Source organism: Chryseobacterium sp. Y16C (assembly GCF_022488405.1).
GTDB lineage: Bacteria > Bacteroidota > Bacteroidia > Flavobacteriales > Weeksellaceae > Chryseobacterium > Chryseobacterium geocarposphaerae.
This window is the reverse complement of sequence record NZ_CP092711.1, coordinates 160,907-181,614: the sequence shown is the minus strand read 5'-3', so window position 1 is coordinate 181,614 and position 20,708 is coordinate 160,907. Positions and strand designations below refer to the sequence as shown.

At 37.1% G+C, this 20,708-nt stretch carries 19 protein-coding genes; 11 read left to right on the top strand and 8 right to left on the bottom strand.

The window, feature by feature from the left end; genetic code table 11:
- Positions 1 to 14: 14 nt before the first annotated feature.
- From MKS83_RS00825 to MKS83_RS00795, 7 genes are all read left to right on the top strand, one after another.
- Positions 15 to 4,250: a type I polyketide synthase gene (locus tag MKS83_RS00825; RefSeq protein ID WP_240581552.1), complete on the top strand. Its 4,236-nt coding sequence runs from the start codon at positions 15 to 17 to the stop codon at positions 4,248 to 4,250.
- The gene (locus MKS83_RS00820) at positions 4,238 to 4,537 is read left to right on the top strand and encodes an acyl carrier protein (protein WP_240581551.1); all 300 of its coding nucleotides are present in this window, start codon (positions 4,238 to 4,240) and stop codon (positions 4,535 to 4,537) included. Before MKS83_RS00825 ends, MKS83_RS00820 begins: the two co-directional genes overlap by 13 nt.
- Positions 4,528 to 5,319 (top strand): alpha/beta fold hydrolase, encoded by a 792-nt coding sequence (locus MKS83_RS00815; RefSeq protein ID WP_240581550.1) that lies wholly within the window; start codon positions 4,528 to 4,530, stop codon positions 5,317 to 5,319. The genes MKS83_RS00820 and MKS83_RS00815 overlap by 10 nt, the downstream gene beginning before the upstream one ends.
- Positions 5,312 to 7,708: a glycosyltransferase gene (locus MKS83_RS00810; RefSeq protein WP_240581549.1), complete on the top strand. Its 2,397-nt coding sequence runs from the start codon at positions 5,312 to 5,314 to the stop codon at positions 7,706 to 7,708. Before MKS83_RS00815 ends, MKS83_RS00810 begins: the two co-directional genes overlap by 8 nt.
- 92 nt (positions 7,709 to 7,800) lie before the next feature.
- A complete protein-coding gene (locus MKS83_RS00805; protein WP_240581548.1) occupies positions 7,801 to 9,072 on the top strand; it encodes a condensation domain-containing protein in 1,272 nt (423 codons plus the stop codon).
- A 10-nt stretch (positions 9,073 to 9,082) separates the two neighbouring features.
- Positions 9,083 to 10,309, top strand: a complete 1,227-nt coding sequence (locus tag MKS83_RS00800; protein ID WP_240581547.1) for a hypothetical protein — start codon at positions 9,083 to 9,085, stop codon at positions 10,307 to 10,309.
- Positions 10,306 to 10,860: a hypothetical protein gene (locus MKS83_RS00795; RefSeq protein ID WP_240581546.1), complete on the top strand. Its 555-nt coding sequence runs from the start codon at positions 10,306 to 10,308 to the stop codon at positions 10,858 to 10,860. The genes MKS83_RS00800 and MKS83_RS00795 overlap by 4 nt, the downstream gene beginning before the upstream one ends.
- Before the next feature lie 55 nt (positions 10,861 to 10,915).
- On the opposite strand, the gene MKS83_RS00790 is transcribed toward MKS83_RS00795, so the two are convergent.
- The 6 genes from MKS83_RS00790 to MKS83_RS00765 form a co-directional block, all read right to left on the bottom strand.
- The gene (locus tag MKS83_RS00790) at positions 10,916 to 11,548 is read right to left on the bottom strand and encodes an HdeD family acid-resistance protein (RefSeq protein ID WP_240581545.1); all 633 of its coding nucleotides are present in this window, start codon (positions 11,546 to 11,548) and stop codon (positions 10,916 to 10,918) included.
- A gap of 333 nt (positions 11,549 to 11,881) precedes the next feature.
- On the bottom strand, positions 11,882 to 12,892 hold the full coding sequence (locus tag MKS83_RS00785; protein WP_240581544.1) for an NAD-dependent epimerase/dehydratase family protein: 1,011 nt from the start codon (positions 12,890 to 12,892) through the stop codon (positions 11,882 to 11,884).
- A gap of 63 nt (positions 12,893 to 12,955) precedes the next feature.
- Positions 12,956 to 13,531, bottom strand: coding sequence for a Crp/Fnr family transcriptional regulator (locus MKS83_RS00780; protein ID WP_240581543.1), 576 nt, complete (start codon positions 13,529 to 13,531; stop codon positions 12,956 to 12,958).
- Positions 13,532 to 13,579: 48 nt separating this feature from the next.
- Positions 13,580 to 13,846 carry a SemiSWEET transporter gene (locus MKS83_RS00775; RefSeq protein WP_240581542.1) on the bottom strand — a complete coding sequence of 89 codons (267 nt, stop codon included), beginning with the start codon at positions 13,844 to 13,846 and terminating at the stop codon, positions 13,580 to 13,582.
- Positions 13,847 to 14,060: 214 nt separating this feature from the next.
- Positions 14,061 to 15,011, bottom strand: a complete 951-nt coding sequence (locus MKS83_RS00770) for a helix-turn-helix domain-containing protein (protein WP_240581541.1) — start codon at positions 15,009 to 15,011, stop codon at positions 14,061 to 14,063.
- Positions 15,012 to 15,111: 100 nt separating this feature from the next.
- Entirely contained in the window at positions 15,112 to 15,942 is an 831-nt protein-coding gene (locus MKS83_RS00765; protein ID WP_240581540.1) for an SDR family NAD(P)-dependent oxidoreductase, read from the bottom strand.
- Positions 15,943 to 16,232: 290 nt separating this feature from the next.
- Here MKS83_RS00765 and MKS83_RS00760 point away from each other — a divergent pair, with 290 nt between their 5' ends.
- A complete protein-coding gene (locus MKS83_RS00760; RefSeq protein WP_240581539.1) occupies positions 16,233 to 16,802 on the top strand; it encodes a Crp/Fnr family transcriptional regulator in 570 nt (189 codons plus the stop codon).
- 75 nt (positions 16,803 to 16,877) lie between these two features.
- Entirely contained in the window at positions 16,878 to 17,738 is an 861-nt protein-coding gene (locus MKS83_RS00755; RefSeq protein WP_240581538.1) for an SDR family oxidoreductase, read from the top strand.
- 103 nt (positions 17,739 to 17,841) lie between these two features.
- Here MKS83_RS00755 and MKS83_RS00750 read toward each other — a convergent pair whose 3' ends face one another.
- Positions 17,842 to 18,681, bottom strand: a complete 840-nt coding sequence (locus tag MKS83_RS00750; protein WP_240581537.1) for an AraC family transcriptional regulator — start codon at positions 18,679 to 18,681, stop codon at positions 17,842 to 17,844.
- Positions 18,682 to 18,775: 94 nt separating this feature from the next.
- On the opposite strand from MKS83_RS00750, the gene MKS83_RS00745 reads away from it, so the two are divergent.
- Positions 18,776 to 19,168 (top strand): DoxX family protein, encoded by a 393-nt coding sequence (locus MKS83_RS00745; RefSeq protein ID WP_240581536.1) that lies wholly within the window; start codon positions 18,776 to 18,778, stop codon positions 19,166 to 19,168.
- A gap of 11 nt (positions 19,169 to 19,179) precedes the next feature.
- Positions 19,180 to 20,124, top strand: coding sequence for a polysaccharide deacetylase family protein (locus tag MKS83_RS00740; RefSeq protein WP_240581535.1), 945 nt, complete (start codon positions 19,180 to 19,182; stop codon positions 20,122 to 20,124).
- A 116-nt stretch (positions 20,125 to 20,240) separates the two neighbouring features.
- Here the strand turns inward: MKS83_RS00740 and MKS83_RS22275 are convergent, their stop codons facing one another.
- Positions 20,241 to 20,546, bottom strand: a complete 306-nt coding sequence (locus tag MKS83_RS22275; protein WP_410679635.1) for a DoxX family protein — start codon at positions 20,544 to 20,546, stop codon at positions 20,241 to 20,243.
- Between the last annotated feature and the right edge of the window lie 162 nt (positions 20,547 to 20,708).

Genomic DNA, 20,708 nt, shown 5'->3' with positions numbered 1-20,708 from the left:
TTTAAATTTAATGTATGAAAAAAACAGATGTTGCAATAATTGGTTTGTCTTGTGTCTTTCCGGGAGCACAAGATGCCAACACTTTTTGGCAGAATATTGTCAATAAAGTAGATTCTACCCAGTTGGCTCCGGCTGACCGAATCGATCCTGTTCATTTCAGTGACAGTACAAATCCAGTTGACCGTTTTTATTGTCAGCGCGGTGGATTTATCCCTGATTATGAGTTCGATCCTACCGCTTTCGGAATTTTACCATTGGCGGTTGAAGGAACTGAACCCGATCATTTATTAACGCTTGATTTGGTTCAAAAAGCCTTAGACGATGCCGGTATTTTTCAGAAAAATATTTCACTGGAAAAAACAGGAATCATCATCGGGAAAGGAAATTACACTGGCCCCGGTGCAACTCGTGCCATCGAAATTGTAAGAACAGGAGAGCAAATTTCTTCTTTATTAAAAGAATTGTTACCCGAAGTTTCTTCTGCAGATATTGAAAAAGTAAAACACGCTTTTCAGGAAAAAAAAGGACGTTTTGCAGCCGATACTGCGATGGGATTAATTCCCAATTTGGTTGCTTCATTAGTAGCGAATCGTTTTAATCTTGGAGGTGCTGCTTTTACTGTTGATGCAGCTTGTGCAAGTGCTTTACTAGCCGTAGATCACGCCGTTCAGGAGCTACAAAGAGGTCGTTCTGACATTATGATTGCTGGTGGTGTTCACACCGGACAAAACGCCGCGTTCTGGAGCATTTTTGCTCAGTTGGGTGCGATGTCTCGTCAACAGCAAATCAAACCTTTCAGCAGCGATGCAGATGGATTGCTGATTGGTGAAGGTTGCGGATTTGTAGTCTTGAAAAGATTAGAAGATGCCGTTCGTGATCAGGATAAAATTTATGCAGTCATTAAAGGTATCGGAATCAGCAGTGACGGTAATGGAACGAGTGTGATGAGCCCTTCTGTAAAAGGACAGTTGAAAGCTTTACAACAAGCTTGGGCAAATGCAGATTTAGATGAAAATCAAATTGGTTATATCGAAGCTCACGGAACGGGAACTCCGCTTGGTGATAAGACAGAATTGCAGACTTTAGCTCAGTTTTTCGGAAAAGAAGAAGGCGCTAAAATTGCCGGAATCGGTTCTGTAAAATCAAATATCGGTCATGCAATGCCTGCTGCGGGAATTGCAGGTTTAATTAAAACTTGTCTGGCTTTACATCACGATACATTACCTCCGACCTTATATTGCGAAAATCCAACTTCGGAAATGCAGAACACCAGATTCGAACCAGTTCAGGAAGCAAAAAACTGGTCTGAAACAGGTTTACCAAAAGTGGCGGCAGTGAATGCTTTCGGATTTGGAGGAATCAATGCACATGTGGTGTTGGAAGGTTATGATATGCCTAAAAAAGATAAGGTTTTAATCTTGGCAAGACCCACACATGAAGAATTATTAACCGCTTTACAAAATAGCGAAACGGCGGTTGGCGAAGGAAATTTCCGTGTGGCGATTTTCGAACCGACCTCTGCGAGAATTGAAAAAGCGATTAAAATTGTTGCTAAAAATAATCCTTGGAGAAATAAACAGGATATCTGGTACACCAACACTCCCCTGTTACAAAACGGAGAAAAAGTAGCTTTTGTTTTCCCTGGATTAGACGGATTAGCGAAAGGTGAAGTAGAAAGTGTAAGCCGTTATTTTAACATCAATGCACCGATTGAAACGGAAGGTGAAGGATTGTTAAATGATGCTTTACACATTTTCAACAACTGTAGTATTCTTGACAATTCATTAAAAAAATTAGGAATTATTCCCGATATGAATGCAGGACACAGTTTAGGAGAATGGCTTGCTGGTTATTCTTCTGAATTGGCGGAAGTAAATTCCGTAAAGGCCTTAATTGATGTTTTAAACCCTGAAACTTTTGAATTAAAAGATTCAAAATTCATCGCCATCGGAGCAGGAATTGAAACTATAAAACCTATCATTGAAGAAATTCCTAACATTTATATTTCTAATGACAATTGCCCAAATCAGGTGATTCTTTGCGGAAGTAATTCGGCTTTGGATGAATTGGTTCCCACTTTAAAATCAAAACAGATCTTTCATCAGATATTACCATTCCAGTCAGGATTTCACTCGCCTTTTATTGCTGATAAATTAGATGTGATTTTGGCAGGAATGGAAAAAGCAGAGTTTCAGCAGACGAAAATTCCTTTATGGTCGGCAACGACTTTGGAACCGTATCCGGCTGATCAGGAATCTATCCGAAAACTGAGTGCGGAACACCTTGTAGAGCCCGTTCGTTTCCGTGAATTGACGGATAAATTATACGAAGAAGGCGCAAGATTTTTCATTCAGGTCGGAACCGGGGGGTTAATTGGGTTTATTGACGATACATTGAAAGGAAAAGCATTCAGTACAATTGCTTCCAGTGTTGCAACTCGCTCTGCATTGGCTCAGCTTCAAAGGGTTGTAGTTGCGCTGTTTGTAGAAGGAAAAACGGTTGCCCTTGACTTTTTAGACATTCAGACTCAATTCAAAAAATCATCCGGAAAAGGAATAAAACTTGAATTAGGTTCACCAATTATCCGTGATTTTAAGGAGATTCAACAATTAGCAAAATCAATTGATACACCGAATCAAAAGATTACTGCAACGGTTGCAAAATCAGGGCATCCACTGGTTCAGGCATTTCAGGATAATATTTCAGATATGATCCGTATGCAGGAAGAAGTTTTAACTTTATTCCAGAATCGTCCGAAAGTTTCAATTCCGAATGTTATGTTGCCAAAAGTTCAGGCTCCAATAAGCAAGAACTTTGAGAAAACATTGTATGTAACGTTGGAAACTCATCCCTACCTTATCGACCACAGCTTATTAAGACAGCCAAAAGGCTGGACAGAAGTTGCCGATATGGAACCCGTGATTCCAATGACTATGATTTTTGAACAGTTGGCAGAAATTGCTCAAGCAGAAATTGAAGGAAGTCAGGTTCATAAAATCATGAACGTAAGTGTTTTTCAATGGATGAATGTGGCAAAACCTTTCGAAAAAACCGTCAAAGGTGAATGGAAATCGGAAAACCATGCTTATTTAGATATTGAAAATTTTGCCAATGCTGAAGTTTTATTAACCTCAACAGCAAGACCGAATCCTACCTTCAATCTTTCCATCGGAGAAATATTACCCATCGAAAGAACTCCCGAAGAAATCTACGAGATGCATATGTTTCACGGTGAAAAATATCAGGGAATTACGGAAGTTTCGAAAGTCGGAACAAAAGGAATTATCGGAAAGATCAAAGGAAATGGTGGAAAAGGCTCGTTATTGGATAACGCAGGACAATTATTCGGACTTTGGTTGCAGTTAACCTTAACAAAAGACAGAATCGCGTTCCCTGTAAAAATAAAAGACATTGAATTTTTCGGAGATTTACAGGATCAGAATGGTATTTTCGAGTGTTCCTGCAGTCTGACTGAAATGAATGACGAATTTGCCATAGGAGATATTCTTTTAACCAGAAATGGAAAAGTATGGTGCAAAATTTCAGGGTGGCAAAACCGCCGTCTCGAAATCGATGCCGCGCTTTGGAATGTTTCGATGTCGCCTTTGCACAACCGTCTTTCGGAGGAAATTGCTCCTGAAGTATTTTTCTTCCATCAGGCGTACTCAAGGGTTGCATCTTGGGATTTTATTCTAAAAAGATATTTCAATCAAACCGAAAAGCATCATCATCAGGCATTGCTTCCCAACAAAAGAAAAAGCTATATGGTAAGCCGTGTTGCGGTGAAAGATGCCGTGAGAAATCTTCTTAAAAAGGAAAGAAATCATCCTTGCTTCCCGATTACTTTTGAAGTTGGTAAAGATGAGGTTGGAAAACCGTTCTTAATTGGAGATTCCACGAAAGACATTCACATTTCTTTAGCACATAAAGGAAAAGATGCAGTGGGAATTGCAAAAAGCGGAAAACCTGTAGGAATCGATATGGAAATCATGGAAGAAAGAAGCTCAGGATTCTACGATTTGGTCTTTACCAATAACGAATTAGCCTTATTAAAAGGAAAAGATCAGGCAGAATGGACGACCAAATTATGGGTAGCTAAAGAAGCCTACGGAAAATTCGTTGGAACAGGACTGAAAGGAAACCCGAAGCGGTTCGAAGTCGAAAAAATTACAGAAGATTCTTTATGGATCAATCAAACAGAAATAAAAACTATTAAACATAAAAATTATATCATAGGATGGACACTATAAACACTACTACAAAATTAAATCACGAAGAATTATTTACTCTTTTAAAAGGTTTCATCACAGAAGTTATCGGTGAAGAATTTGTTGAAGAAATGGACATTACGCCGGAAAGTTCATTCACGAAAGATCTGGAAATGGACAGCATTGAAATCGTTTCATTTTCGGAAAAAATCAAAGCACATTTTGGTGAGCAGATCGATTTCACTGGATGGCTGTCTTCAATGGATTTGGACGAGCTAATTAACCTAGATTTAAGTATGATTATCAATTACATCTACGAATGCCAATAATCTCTGTTAACGATAAAAAGGTTCATATTCAGGAACTCAACAAAGGGGCTGAACAAACTGTGGTGCTGATCCACGGTATGTTCAGCAACCTTTCTATTTATTATTTCAATATTGCTCCGATTCTGGCAAAACAATTCCATGTGGTGATGTTTGATTTGAAAAGTCACGGCATGAGCGAGCGTTTTACAGACGGTTATGATCTGGAAAATATGTCTTCCGATGTCTTAGCGTTGATGGATGCTTTACATATTGAAAAAGCACATCTTGTCGGTTACAGTTTTGGAGGATTAATATCTTTAAAAACCGCTTTAAAATCTCCCAATCGCATCGAGCAACTGGTTGTTATCGAAGCTCCCGATCCACAGGACGAAAAAGCCAGAAATATTATTGATGAATACAGCAAAGAGTTTCTGGAGCATTATGTAGCTAATTTTACCGACACCACCAAAGTACAGATGGGCAAAAGACAGATGGAAAAAAACCACAGGATGTATGAGTTTTTATTTAATCAGACTTCCATTAAAGCAGATATGATTAAAGAAAAACATTTCTTGAACGAGACTGATTTTTCTGGATTAACACCTTCTACATTATTGATGTATGGCGAAGATTCCAACTGCAGACCGACAGGAGAATGGCTGAATTCCCAAATCGGAAATTCTGAATTACAATTAATTCAGGGAGATCACAACATCCCAATTCAGGAACCTGTTTTGATTGCGGAAACCATTACCCATTTTTTATCAAAATCATTAAAAACCTTATCACAAAACCATGGCTAAATTTGTATTTATAGTTCCACCTTTAACTGGTCATGTCAATCCCACATTAAGCATCGGTGCTACTCTTTTGGAAAGAGGACATCAAGTTGCATGGATAAGTCTCGACCAAAATTTACAACATAAACTTCCGGAAGGCGGAGAATTATTATTGATTCAATACGACCAGACGGACGAAGAAAAAAGAGAAAGTGAAAACTATCTCGATATTATTTCTAAAAAAGTGGTCTACGGAATCGACAGCATCAAATTTCTTTACGAAGATGTTTTGATCCCTTTAAACAGACATTGCTATAACGGAATTATCCCTTTATTAAAGGAATATCAACCGGATTTGGTGATTGGCGATCATCAATTATTTGCCGCTTCTATTGCTGCTAAAAAATTAGGTTTGCCATATGCTACGACAGTGACCGCTCCGGCTGCGATTAAAATCATGAGCGAACTTCCGAAAGTTCATGAGTGGGAGGAAAAACAAATCATTGCTTTACAACAGGAATTAGGTGTTGAAGAAAATCGTGCATTGGATTGTTCGGATTTACTGACACTGGTTTTGACCTCCCAATATTTCTTTGGCGAAATGGATTTGGAATCAAATTATCAATTTACAGGTCCCGTTCTTACGGAGCGCCGTATTTCTTCGGAATTTGACTGGGAAAAATTCAACAGCAATTTAAGAAAGAAGATTTTAGTAAGCATCGGAACAACTTTCGATCACGAACATAAAAAAGCATTTTTCCAAAAAGTGATTGATGCTTTTAAAGATGAAGACCTAACAGTTGTTGTTGTTTCAGATCCTCAGCTTTTCGAGGAATGGCCGGAGAATTTTATGGTGTATCAGCAGGTTCCTCAATTGGATTTATTACCACATTTAGATGGCGTTGTTTCACACGGCGGTCACAATACCGTTTCAGAAGCGCTTTCGAATGGATTACCTTTGGTTGTGATTCCGATTGCGTATGACCAGTCGCATGTTGCGGGACGTGTTGTACGTACCGGAGCAGGAGAACGTCTGAATTTTAATCGATTTAAAGCGTATCACTTAAACGAAGCCGTACAAAATATCCTAACAAATCCTGAATATAAAAAAGCTGCCGAAATTGTCCGTCAATCTTTCATTGAAGCCGGAGGAAGCGCAACAGCAGCCAATTTATTGGAAAATACCACTTCCAATTCTACAATGGAAAGACCAAAGTCTAAATTTTTATTTGTTGTTCCTCCGTTTTTTGGACATATCAGTCCAACTTTGAGCGTTGGAGCAAGTTTAATTGCCCGCGGTCACGAAGTAAAATGGTTTGGAATTACCCCTTTAGACAATAAACATATTCCGGAAGGTGGAAGCTATTTTTATCCTGAACAGGATTTAATTCCGTATCAGGATGAAATTGCCAGAATTTTAAAAAGACAGGATGATGGCCCTGCCTGTTCAGGTCCTGAAGTCATGAAACTGGCATTGGAAGAAACGTATGTTCCTTTTGCTAAAATGATGATGTCCGGTTTGGAAACATTGACCCAAGCATGGCAACCCGATGTTATTGTGAACGATTGTATCTCATTCGGAGGAGCACTTTTTGCCCATAAAAACAATATCCCCTGTGTGACAACAACTCCTGTTCCACCCGATGTGATGGGCGATACAGAAAACAGCGCACCAAAAATCTTCGAATGGCAGCAGAATTTGATTAAAACCCTTCAAAAAGAAGTCGGAATTGAAGATGATGGAATTTTCATTCATTCTCATCATTTGAATTTAATTTTTACATCTCAAAAATTTGCAGATTTTGATGAGGTTCCAACGCACATGAAATTCGTAGGTCCCGTAAAAGGAAGACCAAATCCAGCTCCTTTTGATTGGGATAAATTAAATGCTTCTACAACGCCAAAAATATTTGTTTCATTAGGAACACTTTTAGTAGATATTCGAAAAGCATTTTTCGAAAAAGTAATTGCTGCATTTGCAGATCAGCCTGTAACAGTAATTGCCGCTACTCCACCAGAAATTTTTGAGGAATGGCCTTCGAACTTTATTGTGAGTAGTTTTGTGCCCCAATCTGCTTTGATACCGCACATGGATGCCGTGATTTGTCATGGCGGTTTCAATACCGTAAATGATACTTTTACCAACGGATTACCAATGTTAATTACACCCATCGCTTATGACCATTTTCATATTGCAAAACTGATTGAAAAAGCAGGTTGCGGAATCAGTATTAGATATAAAAGACTGCGTGTTGATGCACTTCGTCAAACGGTTTTTGAATTATTGGAAAATCCGACATACAGAAATGCAGCAAAAGAAGTTCAGTCGAGTTTAATTAACGCCGGCGGAAACGATCGCGCCGTAGAATTGCTGGAAAATTTTATAAAGCAATCCACTTTAGTTCCTGTTTAAGTCTATGAAATAGCTCTTAACCAATTTAGATACAATGACTAATAAAGATAAGCGATTCCATATGGCCATTAAAAAACAATAAACAATTACATATGAAACGAAAATTGTTATTTGGTGAACGAATGTTGTTGGGCGACGGCACAGAACCTTTCAACACGGTGATTCCTTTCAGATTAAAGGGAAGATTTGTACTGAAAGACATTCAACATGCTTTAGAAAAAATTCAGGAAAAGCATCCTTGGTTAAAGGCCGTTATTCAACATGATGAAAAAAATGTTCCATGGTTTGAGGTTTCGGAAAAAGTGAAAATTCCCATCCGGATTTTAGCCGGAAAAGACGAAAATGACTGGCTGGAAGAATCAAAAAAAGAATGGTATAAACTATTCAATTACAAAGAGCAGCCATTGATGCGATTTGTCTGGATCAAGGGTGAAGAAATTTCAGATATGATGTTTGTATTCCATCACTGTTTATGTGATGGAGGCTCTGCCATGGCCGTTTTAGACGAATTTTTAAAAGTACTGGACGATCCGAATTATGACATTGGCATTGAAGATCCGATTTTGGGAATTCATGATGTTGTTCCAAGTGAAATTTTGAACAACCGCGGGCAGAAATTCAAAGCAAAAATGATCGGAAGATTAGCGGCAACAGCGATTAAAGTCATTCCTGTCAATAAAAAAACGACCGACCGACAAAGCGATTATTTACTCAACTGGAAGTTTGATAAAGAGACAAGTAAAGAATTGATTGATTATTGCAAATTTCAAAAAGTGACTGTGAATACTTTTCTCTGTGCAACAATCTTAAAAGCATTTCAAAAAACCAGAAAAGAGGAGGCTTTTAATAAGGTTTCATGCCCGGTTGATATCAGACGTTTTGCTAATCAGATCAAAGCCGATCACATTTTCGCTTTTGGATTGATGATTGTCGTCTCTTTAAACAAAAAATTAGGTTTTGAAGAAAACCTAAAACTGATGCAGGAAGCTGTTGAGAAAAAAACATCAAAATTAAATCCATACATCACCATGATGGTTATGGAATCTGCTCATGATGCATTGACGAATTTTACTAAATTATTGAAAAACGGAAAATCTACCAACGATTGTATGTTTTCTAATTTAGGTCGCATTCCAATTGCGCATGAATACAAGGAATTTACACTGGAAAAGATATTTAGTCCGTCCGTCATCGGACCTTTGGGAAATACAACGACAATGGTAACCTCCACATTCCGTGGAGAAATGGATTTTGCTTTCATGGGAAGCGAAGGGTATTTACCCCAAACTGAAGCTTTGGCAATTCGTGATGAAGTCATTACCATTATAAAACAAAAACTGGAATCTTTAGCTGTATATGATTAAACGAAAACTAATGATGGTAGAAAGAATCATGTACGTTGATTCTAAAACTCCTGTAAATTGTGTGTTTACAGCTAAAATTAATGGTGAAATCTCTGAAGCCCAATTCAGAATTGCTTTAGATAAAATTCAGCAGAAACATCCATTATTAAGGGCTTCTATTGATCATAAAAGTGCAAAATATCCATTCTTTGTAGAAGAGAAAGAAATTTCACCGATTCCTCTTCGAATCCTTGAAAGAAAAACCGAGGAAGATTGGCTGTTGGAATCTGAAAATGAATGGTACAGAATCTTTGAAGATCCGAAAAAACCAATGGTCCAGATTGTTTGGGTAAAAGGATCAGCTGTTTCTGAAATTCTTTGGGTAATGCCTCACTCTATCTGCGATGGAACAACCGGTATCAACTTACTACGAGAACTTTGTTCTTTGCTGGATGATCCTTCTGCAGAATTGGGCTCTTATCAGACATTCAGCTCCGTTGATGATTTTCTGCCTGCTGATTTCAATCTGAAAAAAAACCAGCGAAAAGCCAGATTATATTTAATTATGGCCAAATTATTCTTTTTCATTCAGTCTAAAAGTAAAAAAAGAAATTCCGGAAAAAACTACGCTCTTCACAGAAAACTTGATACTGTTATTTCCAAAAAAATAGTTGATAAATGTAAAGTCAACGGGATTTCCGTTCATTCTTTGCTGTGTGCGGCCTTTATGGAAGCGTTCAAAGAATTTCAGGGTAAAAAGGCAAAAGGAAAAGTGATAAGCCCGGTAGATGTGCGAAATTTTATTCCGGAAATCAAGCAAGATCATATCTTTGCATTTGCGCCGACGGTTGAATTGTCTTTGAAAAAAGGACAGAATTTACTTGAAAATGCACAACAGATCAAGAAAGACTTAGTTGAAAAAATGGGGAAAACGGAAGCAAGGGAATTGCTGTGGATGGGTGAAAATATGCATCCGGTTGTTGATCGTATGATTTCATTATTAAAATCCAGCAAAGGCGGACATGATATTACATTGTCGAATATGGGTAAAATAGATATTCCGAGTGAGTATAAAAATTTTAAACTGGAAACCATTTACAGCCCGACAGTTGCATTTCCGTGGTTGAATTCCAATACTTTAGTAGTAACGACTTATAATCATCAAATGGATTTCACCTTTATGTCTAATGAAGATTTTCTTCCGAAAGAAGATGCAAAAAAAATAAAAGATAAAGCTATTGAGCTCCTGACGTCATGAAATTTAAAATAAAAAAAGCTCAACCAAAACCACTCAAAAAAACAACACTCAACCGCTTTCTGAAAAAACGGATGCTTATCTATTTGATTCCAAATGTATGTTTTAATTTTATCATTGCTTATGCCAGTTTTAATGAATTAGGCTATACCCATTTTTTTGCCTGTACACAGAGTTTAGCTCGCCTTACCTTACCTATGGCCATTTTTTTACCGGTTGTTCTTACGATTGACATTATCAAAAGAGTGACCGATGCAGCTCATCAAAAAGCAATTGAATTCGAAGTCGATGATCAGCTTAATTTAAAAAAACTACTGACTAGACTGAGTATTTTAAACGGACTGGTTACAGGTATATTGGTATTATCCAGCTTACTGTTTGCGCAGTTTATTTTATCAAAATATTACAAACTAAACCCGACAGCAATGGCTATTTTGGTCGGAAGTTTAGCCGGAATACTTTCGATATTGTTTACTTATCTTCCCATTAGAACGCTGAAAAATTACTTAAATAAACGTGTCATATTAGATTCAGTTGAAGTGAATAATAGTTGATATAATGTGACCGAATTCAGTTTATCTCAGCTTATTTATATAATTTAAAAAGCTTTTATTTCATTCTTTCATTAATTTCTTCCTGAAGATTTTCTATTTTCTGCTTTATCTCGTCACTTAATTTATTAGGGAAATTTTTAAGTTTTTTAAGATCAAAAGCTAGAATAACAGAAGCTACTCCAACAAAAACAAAGGATAATCCGGTAACCACCACCAGCGACATTCCTGAAAATATAGGATTAGCCAAAAGGAGGAAAGAAAGAATAATCCCGAGAATACTGAAAATAGCAAGATTACCCCAACGAAGAACATGAGCATCTTTTAAATCGAAAGAAATCCCCAATAACTGGAAAGAGCGGAACATAACTGTAAGCCCTACAATGAAGGGAAGTATTGCCATTGATATTTTAGGGTAACTCACTAAGTAAACACCCATAATTAAGGATAAAAGTCCACTCACCAAATACCATCCCCACCCGTTCATCGACTTTCGATTCTCAATGGAAAAAAAGATATCGAATATTCCTGAAACAATAAAAGACACACTAAATAATAGTGATAAGGCCACATAGGTTCCAAGAGGTGAAGAAAATACATAAAGTCCACAAACGATAAAAATAATTCCCAAAATAAGAGGAATATACCAATGCTTCACAGAGTTTCTGAATGATTTTAACAGATTGGGCATAATAAATAAATTTTTAGTGCCTACTTTGCAATACGGTGTTCGGCGGGTCCGTGTTTATATTTTGATCAGTAGCTTCGAGAAATCTGCGTACAAGAAATGTAATGATTTGTTGTTGACGGCAAAGTCTTCACTACTTCATAAAAGCTTTTCTTCAGCTGTTCTAATTTACGTAAAAATATCTGAATACAAGACATTTAACCTTATGATATTTATTCAAAAAAGAAAAAGTTTGCACAATGCTTGATATCTACTTATGAAACAAAAAATGACTATCTGTTGATAGCCATTTTATAATTAATCAATTTATATTCAAAAATGTTACAAATTATATATTTACAGCAAATTTTTATGTTCCATAAGATAGGCTAAAGCTTCTTTTACCGTTTGTTCCGGACTCTTAGGATTAAAACCCAATTCGTTTCTTGATTTTGAAATATCGAAGTTCTGCTGTAATCCTGAAAACATTGCAATATCTTTAACACTTAGTACCGGAGGTATTCCACTGATTTTAGCTGAAAGTTCCATTACACCTGCAATTGCATACAGGACAAATTTAGGAACAGAACCAGGCACTTTGATTTTCAGTTCCGGATAAAGTTTTTGAGCCAGTTTGGTAGTATCGGTAATGGTCATACATTTTTCGTTGGCTAAAATATAACGCTCTCCGGATCGCCCTTTTTCTGCGGCAAGACAGCAACCTTCCGCAACATCTTTTACATCTACCCAATTCAGCGTTATTTTGGTATCCATCGGTATTTGCTTGTTTAAAATTAATCCCAGTACGCCATACGATACATTCAACGGAAGAAATGCTTCACTACCAATCATTGCTCCGGGCATTACGGACACCAATTCAATTCCTAATTCTTTAGCGAGCTGAAAAGCCAGCTTTTCGCCATCATTCTTAGAATTATAATACATATCTCTTCTGTCCGGGTTGTATCCATTACTCTCTTTAGTCGGGAGATTGGTATAATCTAAAGCTGCGATGGAACTCACATACACAATTCTTTTTACCCCCGCTTCAGCAGCGGCTTCGATCGTATTACGCGTTCCTTCCATATTGACATCGTAGATTTCCTTTTTAGGATCTTTGGCCCACAATTTAAATGAAGCACCTACAGCATAAAATGTATGAACTCCCTGGAGAGCTTTTACAAATGAAGCTTTGTCGGTGATATCTGCCTGCACCACTTCACAGTCCAAATCTTTAAAACAGTCTTTATTTTTGATATTACGAACGGATGCGCGAACCTGAAATCCTTTTTTAATGAGTAACCTTACCAGATTGTTGCCTAAATGCCCATTTGCTCCGGACACCAATACTAAATTCTTACTTGTCATTTTATTGATTTTAAATACTACTGCAAAGTTCATCCTTGCTTATTCAAAATCACTTCACAAATGTTACTTAAAAATCTGTTTGCGGATACGGCTCAAACTTTTAGGGTTCATCCCCAGAAAAGAAGCGATATACTGCATTGGAACATTATGCAACAACTCAGGATGTTCTGTCATTAATTTTAAATAGCGTTTTTCTGCGGTAAGTGTTGCCAGTTCTTTCGCCCGTTTCTCATTGTAGGATAACGATTTCTGAAACACAAAAAAACTGAAATCTTTAAATGCAGGGCTTTTTTGAGTAAGCAAATCAAGATCTGTCTTTGTAATGCGTAAAAGTTCGCATTCCGTAATACATTCCAGATTTTCATCGGATCGGATCTGATTTGTAAAATTGGAATAAGAAGTAATAAAACCCGGAGGACAATTGATGTGCGTGGTTACCTCATCCCCTTTATCATTGTAATGAAACAGCCGTACAAAACCTGAAACCACAAAATATAAATATTGAGGAACTTTTCCTTCTTCTTCAATCACTCTGTTTTTGGGATACAGGACGGGTTCAAAATACTGAATGCATAATTCTCTTTCAACATCTGAAAGTTGTGTACGTTCTGAAATAAGTTGGATGAGTTGGTTATGCATAATTGTTTAGAAATTACTTTGATCAAAGTATAAAAATAAAAGCCGCGTTCAATCAGAATTATTTTTATATAGTAAATAACAGATGAAGAGAGTTCCATTTACCAGTATGGCAAAGGCATTTGATAAAATTATGGGTAATTCATCTTTCCGAAATCCGTACCACACCCATAATGAGAGTCCTAAGATAAGCACCAGAATCATAACCCACGACAAATCATCAACATTTTTTTCTCTTATTACCTTTATAAGTTGAGGTAGCATTGAAACGGAAGTTAAAGTTCCGGCAGCAATTCCTAAAATATTTTCATCAATCATTTATATTCCTATTTAAACTACAAAATCTATTTAGACTCAAGTTAGCTATTTTTACTTTTAATGATTATCTATTTTTGAAAACAATTTAAAAATATTTTTCTTAATCTAATACTTGTTTTATCATTACTCCTCCGAATTACAATTAATTCTCTAACATTGAAAAAGAAACTAGTACTGACAATAGTATTTTATCTCAGCTAAATAGCTATAAAAATTAATGGAACTGAGCTCTATATTGTTGAGGACTTTGATTTGTTTTTAATTTAAATAATCTGCTAAAGGATTGAGGCTGTTCAAAACCTAGCTCAAATGCAATTTCGGAAATACTGAGAGCTGTGGAAGATAACTTATTTTTAGCACGGTAAATCATTTTATCATGAATAATTTGTTGAGTGTTTTGCCCTGTAAGATTTCGCAACAGATCACTTAAATAACTTGCTGACATATGTAACTGATCAGCTAAATAATTAACGGTTGGAACACCGGCATTCAAAACCTTATCACTATTAAAATAATCCTCCAACAATTGATCTATACGATCGATAAGACTAGGATAGTTTTGTTTTCTGGTCAAAAATTGCCTGTTATAAAAACGTTGTGCATAGTTTAGTAGTAGTTCAATCTGAGATATGATCACATTATGACTTAGGTCGTCTATACGGTTTTCAAGCTCTTCTTCAATATCTCTGAATAGCGATAGAATGGTTTCTTTTTCTTTGGCCGAAAGATGCAATGCTTCATTTGTAGCATATGAAAAAAAGTGGTATTGATGGATCTTTTGTGCCAATGGGTATTGTAATAAAAAATCAGGATCTATAAGCAGTGTGATCTGCGGACTTAGTATTTTTTGTTTCACAGTTTCCTCTTTATCATTTTCTTCTATTGATGAGAGAATTTGCTGAGGAGCCACAAAAAACAAACCTCCCTCTTTAAAGTCAAATTTGGTCTGACCATATATTAACTCTCCTCCGGCATCTGGTTTAAAAGCTATTTTATAATAATTCAATACGTGCAATTTATTAGGTGTACGACCTTTAAGTGGCTTGTCTACACCGTTTAACAAAACAATTAAAGGGTGCTTCGGGGGCGGAAAACCAGATGCCTCCATTACGTCAGCCAGCGTATTAAATCTTTTTACGGAATGATTCGAATTTTTTGAAACCATATTATAAAAATTCTAGATTACAAGTTAAGCAATATTCGCTTTTCCCTATACAAAGAAAAGCGAATAAAACCCTATCAAAAATATTTTAGATGGATTAACCTTAGGCTGCTTCTGAAATAGTTTTCCAAGTTTCCCATTCCTGAATGCGTTCAGCATAGATTTGTTGAATATGTGGAAAATCATTTTTACCAAGCAGTAATCTCAACGGTGGATTTTCAGCATCTACAACAGCAAAAATAGCCTCGGGAGTCGCTGTAGGATTTCCTCGTTCCAGCTTTTGTAAATTTTCCATCAACCTGCTTTTTAAATCATCATACTCCGACAGCTTTTTACTGGCTATTTTTAGGGATTCAGCACTTCCAAATTCAGTATTATAAGCTCCCGGTTCAATCAGCGTTACTTTGATGCCAAATGCGGCAACTTCTTTAGATAAACTATCGTAAATCGCTTCAAACGCAAATTTTGAAGAACAATAATACCCAATAAGAGGATTACTATAAATACCAACAGCGCTGGATGTCCCCAAAATATGGCCATGACCTTGGGCCCGCAGTATTGGTAAGGCTGCCTGAATTACATGAATAGGTCCCATAATATTGGTTTCGTACATGGCTTTTACCTCATCGGTACTGCTCTCTTCGATGGTTCCTACCAGAGAATATCCGGCATTATTAAACACAATATCTAATCTTCCAAAATATTCGTTGGCCTTGCTAATAGCGTTTTGTACTTGTGAGGCATTGGTTACATCCACTTCAAGAATCAAGACCTGATCGCCGTACTTTTCTTTTAATGTGGCAATACTATTGATATTACGCGCTGTAGCCGCGACTTTGTCTCCACGTTTCAAAGCGGCTTCTGTCCATATTTTTCCAAAGCCTCTTGAAGATCCTGTAATGAACCAAACTTTTTCTTTCTGTCTATTTTCCATTTTTTAATTGTATTAATATGAATGCAAAGTTGGTTCTAAATAGACTTATTTACGTTGCTAAAATGAGGATTATCTTAACCAAAATGAAGGAAGTTAGACTATTATTAGGAGTTAAAACCTTGTATTTTTTTTGCAACAAAATTTATTTTGTAGATTCAAAAGGTAAGTTTAAAGTGTTTTTGTTACGGCTGTATTAATGATGATAAACTATTTTTATTAAATGTATTTTTTGAGTTTATTTTTTACCATTTGATAATTGAAGGCTCTGTTATCTATAGTATATTTATGCAATGGAAGCTTTGATAAATTTTATCCTGCAATTTGGTGACCTTAATAAACAGCAGATCGATTTTTTAATGAGCAAGGTCGAAATACTCGAAATTAAAAAACACGAATACCTATCGGAAGCAGGGAAAATACCTCGATATGTTGCGTTCGTATTAGAAGGCGTATTTCGCTTTTGTTATTATAACAATAAGAGTGAGGAGGTTACCAATTATTTTGTGGACGAAGGTAATTTTGTTGTCGATAACGATAGATTTGAATCGCAGATTGCAGCAACGGAATATGTACAGGCTATTACTGACTGCAAAGTACTTGTTTTTAGTAAAAAAAACTGGGATGAAATATCCAATACTATTGTAGGATGGGAAATGATGAAGGCAAAAATGGTAAAAAAATGCCTGACACTTGCCATGGAACGTCGTAGTCCATTAGTTTCAGAAGATGCCACTACACGTTACCTGTCGTTCATTGAGGCATTCCCCAACCTCATCAATCGCATCCCGCTTTCATATGTAGCTTCTTATCTGGGCGTTACTCAGCAATCATTGAGCCGCATACGCCGTAATATTCATTAACGGCACTTTTTACCATTTGGTAAATGTTTTTTTATGGCCATTTTCAATATTTGCATATTCATAAAATAAAAAAAGATGAGCAAAAAAATCGTATTAATAACCGGAACAAATAGTGGTTTTGGCTGGCTTACCGCCCATAGTGTAGCTGCCTTAGGGCATAAAGTATATGCCACAATGCGTGATACTCAAGGACGCAATGCAGATAAAGCTGCGGCACTTTCAGCTGTAGAGAATGTAACCGTTTTGGATGTTACCCTGACAGATGATGAAAGCGTAAAGCAGGCAGTTAACACTATTTTGGATAAAGAAGGTACTATTGATGTACTGGTGAACAATGCAGGTTATGCTATGGGAGGTGTTGCAGAGAGCTTTACTGTGGCCGATATGCATACTACCTTTGATATCAATGTTTATGCTCCTTGGAGACTGATAAAACAGGTACTGCCCACCATGCGTAAGCAATCTGATGGACTTATTATTAACGTTACCAGTGGCTTTGGAAGGGTATCGTTTCCTTTCGCTACCATATATGCAGCCTCAAAATTTGCACTTGAGGGAATAAGCGAGGGCTTGCATTACGAAGTAAAACGTTTAGGTATTGATGTAACTATTGTGGAACCGGGTGCTTTCCCAACTGAAATGCAGCAAAAGAACAATCCTGCATCTGATCAGGGAGTATTCGAGGGATATGGTGCCATTGCCGATATTCCAAATAAAATGGTAGCCGCATTGGGTGCAGAGATGCAGTCTAAAAAACCAAGTCCACAGGACGTTGCCGATGCCATTGTAAAACTTATCGATACTGAAAAAGGTACTAGACCATTACGTACTGTGATTGACCCTATAACCGGTCAATATATTGAAGCAGCCAACCAGGCCGTAGCTGAGCAATTTGCAAAAGGCTTAACGGTATTCGGGATGGGTGAATTATTATAATTGAAACAGATTTTAATGTAAACGGCAGGGTTATGGGGCTCCTGCCGTTCTTTGTTTTAAACATAAAGCTCATTAAACCCATATCCTCCTTACTCTAGGAGTATTAATTACTTTTGTTTTCAAATAGTCTTTTTCGAAAGGCTGTTGGACTTACCCCATATTCTTTATGGAATATCTTGTTAAGATGGCTGGTATCTGTAAATCCAAAGTCGAGAGCGATTTCACTTATTCGCCTGTTTGTGTGTATCAGGGCAGCTTCAATCATTTGAAGTCGGTAACTACGGATATACTTTTGCAGACTTTCCCCCGTCTCCTTTTTAAAATATTCCCCTACATAGTTTGGTGACAAATGGAATGAGGAAGCAAGTTCCTCAATTTTCAGTGCCTCCGGACGTTTGATATTTTGGTGTACATATCCAAGCATTGATAACGGATGAGATGGTTTATAGGGATAAGCGGTTTGAATGGATGCAATATTTCTTGCAGCAATGGAAATAACTGTGTTCAGCAACTGTTGGATAACTTCTTGATGATGGGGACCTCCATTTTGCTGTTCCCTTAACAGAGCCTCGGCTAAAGCTCTCACCATTGGCTTGTCGGTAACCGTTTTAAGAATACAGCCAGGCAAATGGTCATGATTGTAAAAGATGTATTCAAGTTTCTGCACCCATTCTTTATGCTGGGTTTTTAAATAGTTTTCATTAAACCGGATAAAGAAGAAACTCGTTGTTAGCTCTATACGAAAGGAATGTGAATCCTGTGGGAAAATTAGAAAAAGCTTATCTCTACTATAGGGAAGCTCATGATCATTGATAACCTGAATACCTTTTCCTTCCAAAATAAAAACCATTTCGAAGTAGGTGTTTTTATGAGGAACCGCAGCGTACTCATTTAATGTTAGCATCTCGATTTCAAATGGCCGGTGTAATGTTTTTAACTTCATCCTTGTTTTTTACCGATAATACCTTCAAATATACTGATTTTTAAAAGTAGATTGATGCAATTTTGAATTATCAAATAAAAATTTAAATAAGACAATGGATACAACAGTTTTCTTACTCCTCCGTCTGGGCATTGCCACCAGTATGTTTGGACACGGCCTTGTACGGCTACCAAAATTAAATGCTTTCAGTGATTGGATGACCACCAGTTTTGAAAAATCCCTTTTGCCTAAGGTTATGGTAATACCGTTTAGTTATGTGCTGCCCGTAGCAGAATTCACAGTGGGCCTGCTTCTATTGATTGGTTTATTTACAAAACCTGCATTAATAATGGGAGCAGTCATATTGCTGGTTCTTCTTTTTGGCACAGCTATGATTGAGAACTGGGAAGCTATTCCCTCCCAGTTACTACACCTTGTCTTTTTTGCCCTGCTGCTACAGTTTATTCAAAGCAACTCATGGGCCTTAGATAAACTTTTTAATCAATAAAACTTTAATCCATGACTACAAGACGTACATTTATTAAGCAAACCGGAGCCCTTGGTACGCTCAGTATATTACCTTTTACAAGCAGCCTGGGTAATTTCCGGGAAAAAACTCAGGTAACCCCTAATTCCAAATGGTCAGACGGTTCCCGTTTGGTTGTCTCCATATCTATGCAGTTTGAATCCGGCGGACAGCCCGACAATGCAGAAAGTCCGTTCCCTCAGAACATGGAAAAGGGTTTTAAAGATCTTCCTGCCGAAACCTGGTATCAGTACGGCTATAAGGAAGGTATTCCAAGAATGCTTGATAACTGGGATAAACTTGGAATTAAAGTCACTTCACACATGGTAGGTTCAGCCGTACTTAACAACCCGCAACTGGCAAAAGAAATTGTCGAAAGAGGTCACGAGGCAGCAGCACATGGGATGAACTGGAGTAAACAATATAATCTTCCTTACGAGGAGGAAAAGAAATTCATACAGGATGGCGTCCAGGCTATTTTGCAGTCAACCGGATTCCGTCCCGTAGGTTATAATGCCAACTGGTTGCGACGTGGTGAGAATACACTCAATATTTTACAGGAGCTGGGTTTTAAATATCATATTGATGATCTTAGCAGGGATGAGCCTTTTATCATCAAAGTAAAAAATAAAGACTTTGCGGTAATACCCTATACGCTTCGCTGCAACGATATACAGTTAATTGCTGGCGAACATTACTCAACCGATCAATTTGTACGGCAGGTTAAAATGGAATTTGATCAACTTTATCAGGAAGCAGCAATTAAGCGCAGGCAACTATCGATCAGTTTTCATGACAGAATTGGCGGAACACCGCAAATGGTGAACGCTACCGAGCAGATTATCCGCTATATGCAGCAGCACAAAGGCGTAAGTTTTAAACGGAAAGATGAAATTGCAGACCTGATCTTAAAAGACGAAACCGCGATAAGGGAATAGTAAAAAGCGCCACTTAAAAAGTGGCGCTTTGCTCTATCTAGCATTAGCTTTCGAACAACAGAGGTTTATTCAAACGGTAAAAACAATAATAAAATCATTCTAGTATATCCATGAATCTATAATATGCTACTAAAGCAGAAAGCAGACAGCATACATACAACTACTAACATTGGAAGCATTTTGTACTCTTTTTTTGAAGTATGAATAATCATACCAGCAAGCATGATTATGCAAAAACAGACAGCAGCTATAGGTGTTAAGATAGGAACTATTCCTAAAATCCAGGGAAATACAATCCCTATACAGCCAAGTAATTCCAAAACTCCCAGTATTCTGATGGGTACGATTGAGCTGTCCGCTTTTAGATGCCCATCTGCTACATGGCTCTCTTTACTGCCACTGATTTTACCATAACCGGGCATTATAAAAAATAGGGCAAGTACCCTTTGAATTATTAATACAAGTGTATTCATCTTTGTTTTTCTTTATGAAATGTTATTGAAATGTGAAAGTAGAGCAATAGGTTGCTCTCAAAAAGAAAAGTGTGTAGAATTAGATTCTACAGCTAGAGATTACCCTCTTTT